This window comes from Oleidesulfovibrio alaskensis DSM 16109 (assembly GCF_000482745.1).
Taxonomy (GTDB): Bacteria; Desulfobacterota; Desulfovibrionia; order Desulfovibrionales; family Desulfovibrionaceae; genus Oleidesulfovibrio; species Oleidesulfovibrio alaskensis.
Map to the genome: position 1 here is coordinate 421,844 of NZ_AXWQ01000004.1, position 13,887 is coordinate 435,730.

12 protein-coding genes are annotated in these 13,887 nt (G+C 60.1%); 8 read left to right on the forward strand and 4 right to left on the reverse strand.

The window, feature by feature from the left end:
* Positions 1-90: 90 nt before the first annotated feature.
* The 6 genes from H586_RS0102200 to recQ all read left to right on the forward strand — a co-directional run bounded on the left by H586_RS0102200 (position 91) and on the right by recQ (position 7,693).
* Positions 91-1,065: a DNA polymerase III subunit delta gene (locus H586_RS0102200; RefSeq protein ID WP_027181252.1), complete on the forward strand. Its 975-nt coding sequence runs from the start codon at positions 91-93 to the stop codon at positions 1,063-1,065.
* Between the two features lie 136 nt (positions 1,066-1,201).
* Positions 1,202-1,879, forward strand: a complete 678-nt coding sequence (gene radC / locus H586_RS0102210) for a RadC family protein (RefSeq protein WP_011368309.1) — start codon at positions 1,202-1,204, stop codon at positions 1,877-1,879.
* 40 nt (positions 1,880-1,919) lie between these two features.
* The gene (locus H586_RS0102215) at positions 1,920-2,195 is read left to right on the forward strand and encodes an acylphosphatase (RefSeq protein WP_027181253.1); all 276 of its coding nucleotides are present in this window, start codon (positions 1,920-1,922) and stop codon (positions 2,193-2,195) included.
* Positions 2,196-2,315: 120 nt separating this feature from the next.
* Complete coding sequence (gene lon, locus H586_RS17835) at positions 2,316-4,730, forward strand: endopeptidase La (RefSeq protein ID WP_011368311.1); 2,415 nt, start codon at positions 2,316-2,318, stop codon at positions 4,728-4,730.
* 46 nt (positions 4,731-4,776) lie between these two features.
* Complete coding sequence (locus H586_RS0102225) at positions 4,777-5,337, forward strand: hypothetical protein (RefSeq protein ID WP_027181254.1); 561 nt, start codon at positions 4,777-4,779, stop codon at positions 5,335-5,337.
* 100 nt (positions 5,338-5,437) lie between these two features.
* Entirely contained in the window at positions 5,438-7,693 is a 2,256-nt protein-coding gene (gene recQ / locus H586_RS0102230; protein ID WP_234702924.1) for a DNA helicase RecQ, read from the forward strand.
* 38 nt (positions 7,694-7,731) lie between these two features.
* Here recQ and H586_RS17840 read toward each other — a convergent pair whose 3' ends face one another.
* The 3 genes from H586_RS17840 to H586_RS0102245 form a co-directional block, all read right to left on the reverse strand.
* Positions 7,732-10,329 carry a putative bifunctional diguanylate cyclase/phosphodiesterase gene (locus H586_RS17840; RefSeq protein ID WP_051363817.1) on the reverse strand — a complete coding sequence of 866 codons (2,598 nt, stop codon included), beginning with the start codon at positions 10,327-10,329 and terminating at the stop codon, positions 7,732-7,734.
* 101 nt (positions 10,330-10,430) lie between these two features.
* Entirely contained in the window at positions 10,431-11,678 is a 1,248-nt protein-coding gene (locus H586_RS0102240) for an AI-2E family transporter (RefSeq protein WP_027181256.1), read from the reverse strand.
* A 105-nt stretch (positions 11,679-11,783) separates the two neighbouring features.
* The gene (locus H586_RS0102245) at positions 11,784-11,966 is read right to left on the reverse strand and encodes a hypothetical protein (RefSeq protein WP_027181257.1); all 183 of its coding nucleotides are present in this window, start codon (positions 11,964-11,966) and stop codon (positions 11,784-11,786) included.
* 153 nt (positions 11,967-12,119) lie between these two features.
* Here H586_RS0102245 and H586_RS0102250 point away from each other — a divergent pair, with 153 nt between their 5' ends.
* Complete coding sequence (locus H586_RS0102250) at positions 12,120-12,347, forward strand: hypothetical protein (RefSeq protein ID WP_011368317.1); 228 nt, start codon at positions 12,120-12,122, stop codon at positions 12,345-12,347.
* Between the two features lie 177 nt (positions 12,348-12,524).
* Complete coding sequence (locus H586_RS0102260) at positions 12,525-12,728, forward strand: hypothetical protein (RefSeq protein WP_011368318.1); 204 nt, start codon at positions 12,525-12,527, stop codon at positions 12,726-12,728.
* 63 nt (positions 12,729-12,791) lie between these two features.
* On the opposite strand, the gene H586_RS0102265 is transcribed toward H586_RS0102260, so the two are convergent.
* Positions 12,792-13,769 (reverse strand): hypothetical protein, encoded by a 978-nt coding sequence (locus H586_RS0102265; RefSeq protein ID WP_155891331.1) that lies wholly within the window; start codon positions 13,767-13,769, stop codon positions 12,792-12,794.
* Between the last annotated feature and the right edge of the window lie 118 nt (positions 13,770-13,887).

The window sequence follows — 13,887 nt, forward strand, 5'->3', positions numbered from 1 at the left end:
CATACAGCCATCGTATATAACGCCCGGAGACCGATAGGCTCTCCGGGCGTTTTTCAACCACCAACCAGCAAACAGGCACTACCCGCAACCATGGCAAAAGACGGATTCAGTTTCATCGTATGTCCCGACGGGCAGCTTCTGCGCGACCGTATCGAAGGACAGCTTGCGGCACACTCCTCTTCGCACGGTGCATGGGAACGTCACGTCTACTGGGGCGACGAGGGACTGGCCGCTTCGTTCTGGGAACACCTGACCCTGCAGGGGCTATTTGCCACTCCCAAGGCACTGGTTGTCCGCAATGCCCAGAACCTTGCCGCCGCGGACTGGAAGAAGCTCAGCGAGTCACTGCGGCAGGCATCGCCCACGTCATGGGCGTTCATCTGTCTGGAGGTTGCTTTTGAGCGCGGCAAGGCAAAAGTGCCGGCTGCCGTACAAAAAACAGCCTGCTGGAAGTTCGCCGCCGGACAGGGCTGGATTTGGGAATCGCCCGGTCTGGACGAACGCAGCCTGCAGGGATTTGCTTCGGCCTGGGCGCAGAAACGCGGGGTACGCTTTGCTCCCGGCGCTCTGCCGGCCATATGCGCCGCCCTGCCCGCCGATGCCACCGCAGCCCGGAACGAACTGGAAAAACTGGCTCTGGCGGGAGGAGCCGACGGTGTCATAAGCGCCGATACATCGGCACTGGGCGACCATGCGGCCGATCTGGATATTTTCGGATTCATACGGGCTGTTCAGTCCGGCACCCAGCACGACAAAGTATGGCGCAAAGTCATGGGCAGCAGTTCCGCCAACGACGGTCTCGTCTTTCAGTTTCTGGGCATGCTGCAGCGCGAAGCCCGCATGATGTGGCAACTGCTCTCCGGCGAATCCGTCCGCCTGCCCGCGGCGGTGCTCCAGTCCAAAACCCGCACGGCGCAGCAGCTGCGGTACCGCGGAATCATGCGTATGTGGGATCTGGCACTGGAGGCGGAAAAAGGCATAAAGTCGGGTGAGCGCTCTCCCGATCAGGCCATGGAAGCCCTTATCGGTGGCCTGCTGGCGCTTTTTGCACCCCGCAGGCCATAGCATGGCCATCATGACGGTATTTTTCCGCCATGTTTCCTTCCTGTCGCAGGATTTTTCTCTTTTTCAGACGCAAATCACCCTTTTTTACACTGTAAAGCGGCTTTACAGCCTTGCCACCGGCGGGTAACTGCTTATTATGGTCAACGAACCACATTATCATGGTCATCGGCAGCGCCTACGCGAGAAGCTGAAAAAAGACTCCACCCAGCTGGCCGACTATGAAATTCTGGAACTGATTCTGGGTATGGTACTGCGCAGGCAGGACACCAAGCCGCTTGCCAAGCGGCTGCTCGGGCGGTTCGGTTCGCTGCGGGGCGTGCTGGATGCCCGGCCGCAGGAGCTTATGGCGGAAAAAGGGGTAGGTCCGGCCATGGAAAGTTTCTGGCTGCTGCTGCGCGAGTTCATAGCGCGCTATGCCGAAGCCCCCATGAGAGAACGGACACTGCTGGTTTCTTCGCGCGCCGTGGCGGACATGGCCAGAACGCGTCTGGCAGGCTGCCCCCATGAGGAAGTGTGGGTGGCCTACATGGACAGGCAGAACAGACTGCTTGCATGGGAACGCGCCACAAGAGGCACGGTAAACGCATCTGCCATTTACCCGCGCGACCTGATGGAAGCGGCACTGCGCTACAAGGCAAGCGGGCTGATACTGGTGCACAACCACCCCGGCGGCAGTGCACGGCCCTCCGCACCGGATGTGGAAGTGACCAAACTGGTGGCGCGCAGCGCCGCATCGCTGGGCATGACGCTGGTAGACCATGTCATTGTGACCGAGGAAGGGCATTACAGTCTCAAGGAAGACGGGCTTTTCTAAATCCGGCAGCACAGCCGCCGGCACGGACAAAGGACACGCCATGAACCGCATAGCATGTACGGTGCACGGCAGAGTGCAGGGAGTGGGCTTCCGCTACTGGACAAAACGCAAGGCCGCTGCACTGGGCTTGCGCGGCTGGGTGAAAAATGCGCCGGACGGCACGGTGATGCTGGAAGCGGCGGGCGAAGCCGGCGCTCTGGATGTCTTTGCCCGGGCGCTGCACCGCGGGCCTGCCTTCAGCGCCGTAACCCGGGTGGACTGCACCACGGTACAGCTGCCCGCGCAAACGGAACACGATTTTCTGATAACATACTAGGGAACACGCTATGCATCTGCCGCGCCGCGGCAGACCGGCGCAGACGCAACGGGCATTCCCAGCCGCCGGTACAACCGGGAAACGCCGACCCACGGCCCCCGATTAATGGAAGGAGAAGGCATGAGCGACAGAAACGACGCAGAAAGCCTCGACATACACGAAAGCGGAGCTTCCATTGAGGAAGCCGCAGAGCATATGAACGAACTGCTGAATGATTTTCCCGCGGAACTACCGGTGCTTGCCGTCCGCGATATTGTTGTATTCAACTACATGATTCTGCCGCTTTTTGTGGGCAGAGAAAAATCGGTGCAGGCCGTGGATGCGGCGCTTAACGGCAGCCGCTATATGATGATCTGCACCCAGCACGACGAAGCCGTGGACGATCCCACAGGGGATGATCTGCACAAAACAGGCACTGTAGTCATGATCATGCGCATGCTCAAGATGCCTGACGGCCGCCTGAAGGTTCTGGTGCAGGGCATCAGCCGTGCCAAAGTGAAAAACTTTGTTTCTGAAGACCCCTACCTGCTGGCCGAGGTGGAAGCCATAGAAGAGCCGGAAGCAGGTCCCCTTACCGTGGAACAGGAAGCAATGATCCGCTCCGCCCGCGAACAGAGTGAAAAAATTCTTTCTCTGCGCGGTGTGCCCACTGCAGACATCATGGCCGTACTCAACGGCGTTGATGAACCCGGACGCCTTGCCGACCTTATAGCGGCCAACCTGCGCATGAAGGTGGCCGATGCGCAGACCATTCTTGAATGCACCGACCCTGACGAACGGCTCACGCTGGTTAATGAGCAGCTGGTCAAAGAGGTGGAAGTGGCTGCCATGCAGGCAAAAATCCAGAGCATGGCCAAGGAAGGCATGGACAAGGCACAGAAAGACTATTTTCTGCGCGAACAGATGAAAGCCATACGCCGTGAACTGGGTGAAGGTCCGGACGGCGACGAAGACATGGACGAGCTCATCGAGTCGCTTGCCAAGGCCGGTCTGCCCAAAGATGTGCGCAAAGAAGCCGACAAGCAGCTACGCCGTCTTTCGGTCATGCATCCGGAATCTTCAGAAGCCACCGTTGTGCGCACCTATCTGGAGTGGCTTGCGGAACTGCCATGGAAAAAACTCTCGCGCGACCGCATAGATATTCCCAGAGCACAGGCCATTCTGGATGAAGACCATTACGGGCTTGAAAAAGTCAAAGACCGTATTCTGGAATATCTTTCCGTGCGCAAGCTCAATCCCAAGTCCAAAGGCCCCATTCTGTGCTTTTCCGGCCCTCCCGGCGTGGGCAAAACTTCGCTCGGACGGTCCATCGCGCGCGCTCTGGGCCGCAAGTTCCAGCGTATATCACTGGGCGGCATGCGTGACGAAGCTGAAATACGCGGACACCGGCGCACCTATATCGGCGCCATGCCCGGCCGTATCATACAGACCATAAAACAGCTGGGCACGCGCAACCCGGTCATCATGCTGGACGAAATAGACAAGCTCGGCTCCGACTTCCGCGGAGACCCTTCCTCCGCCCTGCTGGAAGTGCTTGATCCTGAACAGAACTTCAGCTTCAGCGACCATTACCTGAACGTGCCCTTCGATCTTTCCAAGGTCATGTTCATATGCACGGCGAACCAGCTGGAAACCATTCCCGCACCGCTGCGCGACCGCATGGAGATCATCCGCATTCCCGGTTACACCATGCAGGAAAAAGCAAAAATAGCCCGCCGCTACCTGCTGCCCAGACAGGCCGGAGAAAACGGTCTGAACGAAGACGACGTTCAGATAGCGGACAACGTGATAACCAAAATCATCGACGAATACACCCGAGAAGCCGGTCTGCGTAATCTTGAACGCGAACTGGGCACCGTGTGCCGCAAACTGGCACGGCGTAAAGCCGAAGGTGAAGACGGCCCGTTCCGCGTTACGGTAAAAGTGCTGGAAAAACTGCTCGGCGCACCGCGGTTCATAGATGAACAGAAAGAACGCGAGCTGCTGCCCGGCGTGGCGCTGGGGCTGGCATGGACTCCATACGGCGGCGAAGTGCTGAACGTGGAAGTAAGCACCATGAAAGGCAAGGGTAAACTTACGCTTACCGGCCAGCTGGGCGACGTGATGAAAGAAAGCGCACAGGCGGCCGTAAGCTATGTCCGCAGCCATGCGGCAGAACTTGACGTGGACCCCGAGTTTTCTTCCAACCTCGACATCCACATTCACGTTCCTGCCGGTGCCACGCCCAAAGACGGCCCTTCTGCCGGTGTCACACTGCTCACGGCGCTCATTTCGGCGCTTACCGGACGTTCGGTCAACAGCGACCTGTGCATGACGGGCGAAATAACCCTGCGCGGAAGGGTGCTGCCCGTGGGCGGCATCAAGGAAAAAATTCTGGCCGCGGTGGCACGGGGACTCAGCCATGCCTTTATTCCGCACCAGAACAAAAAAGACCTTGAAGACATTCCCGCCGACCTGCTGCGCAAAATCAACGTGCATCCGGCCGAACACATCAACGATATCCTGCCGCTGGCTCTGGGGCTGGATAAAAAATAACATCAGACGGGCACGGCACTGCCGTGCCCGTTTTTTCGGCACTGCCATGGATATGAAACAGCTCTCCGACAAGCACCCGCTGTACAGCAGGCTGACGGGACAGGTCATCTGGCTTTTGTTTGAAGAAAACGATGCGCGGCAGGAAGATATAGACGCCTTCATGGATCTGGTTCTGCAGCGCAAAGAGCGTGAGCTGGATACCATGCGCGCACTGCTGGAAAATCCAGCCCTGTATCTGAGGGTGGAACTTCAGGATGTCCCTTGCCTTTCCGGCACCATACAAAGCCGCGATGAGTTATCCGGTGATATGCTGCCGCCCGGCAGCCCCTGTGGCATACAGACGGCTCTGCCTCCGGCCTGCTCCTGCTGCGCCGCGCTGCATGGGCACGTGCTGCCCGCCTCGCATCCGCAGTTGCTGCGCTATATGCCGCCCTACGGTCTGGGCTGCCGGTGCACCCCCCGCGCCATCACGGCGCAGGAAGCAACAGGCGCCCCGCTGTTGACGGCAAAACCGCTTCCTCCGCAAAAACTGCACTGCGATTCCGGCTGGCTGTTCCACATGTGCTGGGCGCAGCACACCGCACGCACAGGCAGCGGCATGCCGTGACCTGCAGCTGCGACGGGCGCCGGAACTGCGGCACTCCTGCGGCGGAACCTCCCGTTTTGCTCTTTGCGCCTGCCGCCGGCAGTGGTACAGTGCGCACGCCATGACGCAACAGACCCATACCACAACAGCTTCATCCATGCTCGACACAGCCCGGGAAATCCTCATCTCCACATACGGATTCCGCGACTTTCAGGGGCTGCAAAAAGATATCATAGAACACACCGCATCCGGCGGCGACGCGCTGGTGCTCATGCCCACAGGCGGCGGCAAGTCACTGTGCTACCAGATTCCCTCCATCATGCGGCAGGGCACCGGTATTGTCATATCGCCGCTTATCGCGCTTATGCAGGATCAGGTGGACAGCCTCACGCAGATGGGAGTAAGCGCGGCTTTTCTTAACTCCAGCCTGTCTCCCGAAAAACAGCGCGAGGTGGAAGCACGCCTGCTGAGCGGCATGCTCGATCTCGTCTATGTAGCGCCCGAACGGCTGGTGCAGCCTGCTTTTCTGGGGCTGCTTGAAAGAATAACACCCGCGCTGTTCGCCATTGACGAGGCGCATTGCGTTTCGCAGTGGGGGCATGATTTCAGGCCGGAATACACACGGCTGACCATTCTGCATGAGCAGTTTCCGCATGTGCCCCGGATAGCTCTTACCGCCACGGCGGACGGGCCCACCAGACGCGACATCATCAGGCATCTGGACCTGCAGGACGCCACTGTTTTTTCTACGGGATTCGACCGCCCCAATATTTCGTACACCATACAGCCCAAAGACAAGCCGCTGGAGCAGCTGCTGCATTTCATCCGCACACGCCACAAAGGACAGTCGGGCATAGTGTACCGGCTGAGCAGAAAAAAAGTTGAAGAAACAGCAGCCTGGCTGTGTGCAAAAGGCATAGAAGCCCTGCCCTATCACGCAGGACTCAACGCCATTCAGCGTCATCACAATCAGGAACGGTTCATGCGCGAAGACGGGCTGGTCATGGTGGCTACCGTGGCCTTCGGCATGGGGGTGGACAAGCCGGATGTACGCTTTGTGGCACACCTTGAGCCGCCAAAAAGTCTGGAAGCCTATCATCAGGAAACCGGACGTGCGGGACGTGACGGCCTGCCCGCCGATGCATGGATGACATACGGTCTGGCCGATGTGGTGCAATTGCGGCGCATGCTGGGCCAAGGCGAAGAAGACAGCCCGCGGCGCATGGTCGAACTGCGCAAGCTGGATGCCATGCTCGCCTTTTGCGAAACAACCGAGTGCCGCCGTAAAGTGCTGCTGGGCTATTTCGGCGAACACGACAGAGAACCCTGCGGAAACTGCGACACCTGTCAGTTTCCTGTAGAGACATGGGACGGCACGGTGGCCGCCCAGAAAGCACTGAGCGCCGTATACCGCACCGGTCAGCGCTTCGGCGCCGCCCACCTGACAGACATACTTACCGGCAAGCTGACCGACCGCATACGCAGCCACGGGCATAACGACCTGAAAACATTCGGCTGCGGCAAAGAACTGGGTGCATCGCAATGGAAAGGCGTGTTCAGACAGCTGGCATGTCTGGGGCTGCTTGCCACCGATGCGGACGGGCACGGCGGCCTGCGTCTGACACCGGAAAGCTGGCAGGTACTGCGCGGAGAACGCATGCTGAGCTTCCGGCGTGACATTCTGGGCCGCTCCGCCACACGTGCACTGGCAAAAACACAGGCCGACGCGGCTCTGCAGAATGCCCTGAACACGGAAGAATCCAGACAGCTGTGGGATACCCTGCGCTCGTTACGGGGCAGGCTGGCACAGGAACGTGACGTGCCGCCCTACGCCGTTTTTGCGGACAGGGCCCTGCTGGAGATGGTCTGCTTCCGGCCGCGCACGCCGGATGACCTGCAATGCATTCACGGCGTCGGCAAAGCCAAGCTGTCCATGTTCGGGCAGGAATTTCTTGATGCGCTGCTCTCGCACGAAGCCGCCTGGGGCAGGCCGGACGATCTGCCCGCACTGCCCGAACGCAGACCGGCTACTGCCGCAAAAAAGGAAAACGGCCTTACCGACACCATACGCGAAACGCTGCAGCTTTTTAACAAGCTGCAGGACATGCAGGCCGTGGCCGAGGCCCGCGCCCTGAAACCGGCCACCATATGCAATCATCTGGTACGGTGCATACGTCATGGCGAGCTGACCACGGAACAGGTGGTGCCCCTGCCCGCGCACGAGCTGGCAGAAATACGGGGAGTGCTGGGTGAAACAGCTTCGCTGGGCGGAGTTACCGCCGCGCACGGCAGACTGAAAGGCCGCTATGATTTTGAAACCCTGCGGCTGGTTCAGGCCGAGCTGTTCATCAGGCGGGGTGACGAGGAAGACTGGTAAGCCTGCCGCGGGTGCGCACAGCCGCCCGCACCGGCGCATCAGCCTGCCATGACGGGAAACACCGCACCGGCCGCATGCATGCGCAGCAGCCGCGACAGCCGCATGGGAGCGGCAAAGTACATGCCCTGCGCCGATGAATACCCCAGTTCGCGCAGCAGTTCGGCATGCTCCGGCAGTTCCACGCCTTCGGCAACGGCTTTCATGCTGAATCCGCTGGCAAGGGTTCTGGCCGACCGCACAATACCGCGCGCCGCCATGTCTGCATCTGAAGCCCTGACAAACGACCCGTCGACCTTGAGCAAAGAGAGCGGATACCTGCGCAGCATGGCCAGCGAGGAATATCCCGAGCCGAAACCGTCCAGAGCCAGACGTATGCCCGCGTCCCTGAGCCGCCACAGCCCTTCGGCCACGGCGGGTGCCGCGTTGACCAGCAGATTTTCCACCAGTTCAAAGATAAATCTGTCCGCCGCCGCCCCTTCTTCCTGCAGTACCCCCAGCAGCACTCCGGGCATCTCCGGCCTGCGCAGGGTTTCGCTGAGCATGTTCACATGCACCGACAGTACAGCCGCCCCCCGTGCTTCCTGCTCCTGCATGGCCAGTTGTGCCCGTGCGGCAAGCCGCAGCACATGAGCATCCAGCGCAGCCTGCAGACCAGCGTGTTCCGCCAGCGGCAAAAAAGCCCCGGGAGCCAGCAGCCCCCGCTCGGGATGATGCCAGCGTACCAGCGCCTCCACGGCGTCCATCCTGCCGGTCTGCAACGAAACAACAGGCTGAAAAAACAACTCCAGCTGTCCGCTGCCCAGCGCTGTCACCAGTTCCTGTTCGCCTTTGCGCATGACGCGCGCGGCCGCGGCGTCGGAAGAACCGGCAATGACATACCTGTTGGACCCCCGCCGCTTGGCTTTGTACATGGCGGAATCCGCCTGCCGCAGCAGATCGCCGCAACCGGAACATTCCTGCCCGCGAAGCACTGCACCTATGCTCACGCCGCAGCGTATCTCGCGCCCGCGCAGCATAAACGGGGATGAAACGGCCTCGGTGATACGCTCGATAACGTGCGTCACCTGCAGAATCTCCGGCACATCATCCAGCAGCACGGCAAATTCGTCACCGCCCAGCCGTGCAAGCGTGTCCACATTGCGCAGGCAGTTGCCAACCCGTTCCGCAAACATGCCCAGCAGTGCGTCGCCGGCATCATGCCCCATGGAATCGTTCACATCCTTGAAACCGTCCATGTCCATGTAGAGCACGGCAAAGCTGTATGACGCGTTACGCTGCGCACGGTTGAACGCACTCTGCAGGCGGTCGAGAAAAAGCGCCCTGTTGGGCAGCCCCGTCAGCACATCATGATAGGCCATGTGCGTCAGACGCTCGTCTTCGCGCTTGTGGTCCGTCACATCCTCTATCTGCACTATGATAAAACGCAGACTGCCGCCTTCGTCCAGTACCCGGCTCACCGTCAGTTTGCACCATATGGGCGGAGCATGCCTGCGCCTGATGGCCGAGGTCATGGTCAGCACCTCGTCCGCACCGCCCTGCAACGCATGAAAAAAGCGGTCCGCCACGGTCACATCGTCGGCGCAGAGGAAATCGGAATAATGCAGGCCCAGCATTTCTGCCGCGGGAATACTGGCAAGGTCGGCAGCGCCTTTGTTCACGCTCTTCACCGTTCCCTGCGGGGTCAGCAGAACAATGCCCAGTCCGGCATGGTCAAACACGGCGCGAAAACGGGTCTCGCTTTCACGCAAGGCTGTTTCGCTCTGGTGGATGCGCTCCACCGTGGCCATGATATTGGCGGCGTTACGCAGAAAACGCGCATCATTCATGCCGAAACGCACAGCGGAGTTGCGCCTGCATGCGGTAAGCACCCCCATTGTTCTGCCGTCCGGCGAACACAGCGGTGCAGCAATGGCGGCATCGGGCAGCGGCACATCGGCAGGCAGTATGCCAGACTCGGCAAGGCGCATCGCGCCGGCTTTGTCCAGCACGACAATATCGCCCTGAGCAAGCACATGGCGTGCAAACGAAGCACCGAAAAGACGGGATGAATAGCGTGCACCGGCACCGTCCGGCGCATGCAGCAGCACGGCCGGCTCGTCACCCTGCGGTGCCAGCCACAACGTGGCACAGCTGCAGTCCAGCCGGTGCATAAGTACGGAAAAAACAGCTTCGAGCCTGTCATGCAGTGCATGAGGCGCAGCATACAACTGTACGGGCAGTTGCCACGACGGACAGACATCGCAACCGGCAGCAGGCGCGTTTTCCTGCTGCATACCTGAAAGTTCGGCCACCACCAGCCCGTGCAACAGCACATGGCCGGACAAGGCGAAAAGCCGCGCCCGGAAAAGCTGCCTGCCGGAAGCAAGCTGAACAGGCAGGCTGCCGCTCCAGCGCTGCCGGCTGCCGTCTGCCACCGATGCAAAAAGAGCCCCGCAGCCGGGAGCAAGGCGGAAAAAATCTGCGGGCAGAGCGCCCGAACCGAGGAGGCCGGACCAGGCGCCATTGGCATACACCAATGCGCCGTCGTGCGAAAAGACACCTGTACCGGCCGGGCTGTGTCCGTAAACGGCAGCCAGAATAGAAAACGTGTCCGCAGAAATCTGCTGCGGGCCGGTTGCATTATTGTTCTGAGTCATGGAATCCCCGGCGTGCCGGGGGGGATGGCACGCCTACCGTCTGTGACGGCACAGTGGAGATAACGCAGAACCCCCCGGCAGGCAAGCCGGCCGGCCACGTTTTATTTCGATTCCAGCGCCCGCTGCTGACGTCTGGCTTCACCGCGCGAAACGGACCGGCTGGACAGCACTTCGCTGAATTCTTCGCCGTAAAGCCGCAGCATGACCATGGTGAATCCCAGAATGAGCGGCCCGTAAAGAACACCGGCCATGCCGAACACCTTTATGCCCCCCATTATGGACATAAAGATAAAAAACGTGGACATGCCTGCACTGCCCCGCATGAAGTACGGACGCAGAAAACTGTCTATGCTGGCCACACCCACGGCGGACCAGACAAACAGAAACAGGCTGGACTGCCATTGCCCCATAAGCAGCAGATACAGACAGGCCGGCATCCAGACCAGACCGGTGCCCACCACGGGAACCAGCGAGGCAAACCCCATGACGGTGCCCCAGAACAGCGCGGGAATACCCACAAGAGCCAGTCCGATGCCCCCGGCAAGCCCCTGCAAAGCCGCCACAAGCAGACCGCCGACCAGCACAGATTTGCTCACGCTGCGCAGGTTAAGCAGAATGGCGTCTTCCTGATCTTCATGCAGCGGGCACATATACTTGACCACCTGCAGCATCTTTTTACCGTCTTTCAACATAAAAAAGACAATCAGCAGCATAAGCAGAAACTGAAAAAACAACGTGAGGGCGTTGCCCAGCAGATAGGTGCCGCCTTCCAGCAGCGTCTGCCCCATCCTGCGTGAAAAGCTGATGAATTCAGCCCGCAGGTCTATCTTGGAAGCATCGATGAACGGCAGATGCTGGTGCACCCATGCCAGATACTGTTCAAGCCTGCCCGCCCCGAAAAGCTGGTCAAAATCGGTATGATTTATCCAGTTGTTGACTGCGGTCACGCTTTGCACCGCCTGCGGAATAAGCCCCGTCACAAAGATGAACAGAGGCAGTGCGATGCAGATGCATAAAAAGAGCAGCACCGCCAGCGAAGCAAGCGTCCGGCTGCGGTGCCCGGTACGCTGCAGCACCTTGTTGTACAGCGGATAACATATGGCCGAAAGCACTATGGCCATGATGAACGTGTGCAGAAAAGGCTCCAGCAGACGATAGCTGAGCGAAAGAGAAAAAAGCAGCAGCAGCACCAGCGAAATGGCGTATACCCTGCTGGCGGGCAACAGCGCCGCGCCGGGTGCGGAGTCCGGCTTTCTGCCGCCGGATGCAGCGCCGGTTACGGCGCCGGATGCGGCGTCAGGCGCTGCGGTGCGTTCTGCCCCCTCACCGGAAACGGGTTCTGCAGTCATCAAATATACCTCGTCATAATGTTAATCAGTAGCACCGGCTGTCGTGCCGCGCAGCAGCGTACGGCACACATGCGCCAGCACGTGTCATATGCAAAAAACAACCTGTCACAGCGCTCCCATGGGCTTGCCTGCCAGACCGCAGTAGCCCTGAGCGTCTTCTCCGCGGCTGTCCTTCTGGCGGTACCGCCACATCATACAGCCGTCTCCCATGCAGCGCTGCACCTGACCTTCCGGCCCCCGCAGCAGGGGGCACACTTTTTCACGGGCTTCCTTCTGGGGTAACAACATGGAGATCTCCTCAGGTTGCAGGGTTGCTGGTGGCGCATACTACACTGCCGCGCCGCACCGGACAACAACTACAACCCCGCAGCATAAAGAATCCCGCCGGATCTGCCGACAAAAAGAGTAACACACCCTCAAAAGAGGGTGGAGAGGTGAACCATGGACGGAAACACTCTCCATCTTTCCGGTGTGCAGGTGGCCCGGGACATGACAGCAGTCTCTCTGGCAGATGCCGCAAAGGACATCAGGCGACGTCATCTGCGCCGTTCGATACTGGAAGACCCCTCTCTGGCGCGGGCACTCGTGGCCATAGAAGCGTCACCGGTATACAACGAGCGGGGGCGTCTGATTCAGGCTGTCACCAGTTCCACGTCCGGAGTGGCATAAAACTACGCGTGCCGCTGTGTATCACGGGCGGCTCTGCCGCCGCGCAGGCGCCGTCCCGCATTTCGCGGGACGGCATTTTTTTTCACTGCGGGCCTAAAGATACCGCCGGACAAGCCGATAAGAAAAGCGTAAACCTGTTGTACACCTTAATGCCGGGCATTCCGGACGGAGGAGCTTATGCGTATCGGTGAAGCGAAAGGCGGTGCCGAGGGAATTGTGAATGTTCTTGAGGCGCAGCGTCAGATGCAGGAACAGCAGCAGCTCAACCCCGACGAACAGAACAACCTGAGCCGGGTGCAGCCCCAGTCGCAAAACGGTGCACAGACCCTTACCGGCGCAGCCGTGCAGGGACTGGGAGAGCACATTGACACCATGGTATGACCGCAAATCGTAACCCCCGCTGCCGTCCGTGACCGCAGCGGGGGTTCTGCACACTGTTACTGCTCATGAAAGAAGACGCATGAGCTCCCGCACCTCTGCCGCGGGATCGAATTCGTCGGCAGACATACCGTTCCCGAAGCTTCCCAGATCGTGCTCCGCAATGCCTGCTCCCGCAGGCAGCTTACGGAACACAGCAACGCTTATGCGTTCAAGCATCTGTACTCCGCGCTGCAGCACGTCTTCATCTTCGGCTGGTGGCCGTATACCCTGCATCATCAGCGTTTCCATGTTGTAACGCCGCAGGCGCAGAGCAAACTCGCGCGCCTCGCGCAGAGAACGGGCAAGCCGCGTATGCCGCGCGGACAAGGCGGCAAAAAGCGCTTCCTTTCCGGACTCCGCATCCTGCAGCCAGTCACCTGCAGATTCAAGCAATTGCGCCCAGACATCCAGTCCCTCATAAAACAGAGGGTCAGACTGCGGCATGCATTCCACATACTGCCGCAGCATTGCACAGCGAAACGGGGTCAAACCGAGACGCAGACGCCGCAGATAAAGGCGCAGCTTTACATTGCCGTTTTCCCCGCGGCTGCCGCAGTCTGCAGCAACAGGGGCGGTAATCCGCTCCAGCCGCAGGCGCCCCACAAGCTTTTCTGTCATTTCCGCAGACAGCACGGCGCATACACTCCACCCCGTGTCTCCGTGCGCTGCCGGGCGACTGATGGTAATGCGCGGTTCACCCAGCCTTGCGCATACCGCCGCAGCAAGGCCGTAAACAGAAAAGCACCCCGCAACAGCACCGCTACGCTGCAGCGCCGCTTCCACCGCCTGCTCCAGCGGCCCGTCGGGAAAACACAGATACTCCAGCAGCGCCTCAGGTTCCGGCACACAACCGGCAGCGTCAGGCCCATGACCGGTCAGCCACGTCTGCGCTTCGTGCAATTCGAGCGAATCGCGCATAAAGGCCAGAGCAGCGCTGTCCAGCATGCGCTCCTCAAGCCACAGTTTCACGCACTGCGCCACCGCCTGTGCGCATGTCTCCATGCCGTCAGCCTCCGGTCCGGGCCTGCATTGCTGCCGGGCACACCCCTGCCCGCAGAACCCGCATTGCAGCCACAGGCCGTTGCGGACAGGACCGGGCAGACACGACGGCACGTCAAAG

Bases quoted from the DNA above. Each gene is read 5' to 3' on its own strand.
- H586_RS0102200 (WP_027181252.1), top strand. From the start codon at position 91: ATGGCAAAAGACGGATTCAGTTTCATCGTATGTCCCGACGGGCAGCTT.
- radC (WP_011368309.1), top strand. From the start codon at position 1,202: ATGGTCAACGAACCACATTATCATGGTCATCGGCAGCGCCTACGCGAG.
- H586_RS0102215 (WP_027181253.1), top strand. From the start codon at position 1,920: ATGAACCGCATAGCATGTACGGTGCACGGCAGAGTGCAGGGAGTGGGC.
- lon (WP_011368311.1), top strand. From the start codon at position 2,316: ATGAGCGACAGAAACGACGCAGAAAGCCTCGACATACACGAAAGCGGA.
- H586_RS0102225 (WP_027181254.1), top strand. From the start codon at position 4,777: ATGGATATGAAACAGCTCTCCGACAAGCACCCGCTGTACAGCAGGCTG.
- recQ (WP_234702924.1), top strand. From the start codon at position 5,438: ATGACGCAACAGACCCATACCACAACAGCTTCATCCATGCTCGACACA.
- H586_RS17840 (WP_051363817.1), bottom strand. From the start codon at position 10,329: ATGACTCAGAACAATAATGCAACCGGCCCGCAGCAGATTTCTGCGGAC.
- H586_RS0102240 (WP_027181256.1), bottom strand. From the start codon at position 11,678: ATGACTGCAGAACCCGTTTCCGGTGAGGGGGCAGAACGCACCGCAGCG.
- H586_RS0102245 (WP_027181257.1), bottom strand. From the start codon at position 11,966: ATGTTGTTACCCCAGAAGGAAGCCCGTGAAAAAGTGTGCCCCCTGCTG.
- H586_RS0102250 (WP_011368317.1), top strand. From the start codon at position 12,120: ATGGACGGAAACACTCTCCATCTTTCCGGTGTGCAGGTGGCCCGGGAC.
- H586_RS0102260 (WP_011368318.1), top strand. From the start codon at position 12,525: ATGCGTATCGGTGAAGCGAAAGGCGGTGCCGAGGGAATTGTGAATGTT.
- H586_RS0102265 (WP_155891331.1), bottom strand. From the start codon at position 13,769: ATGGAGACATGCGCACAGGCGGTGGCGCAGTGCGTGAAACTGTGGCTT.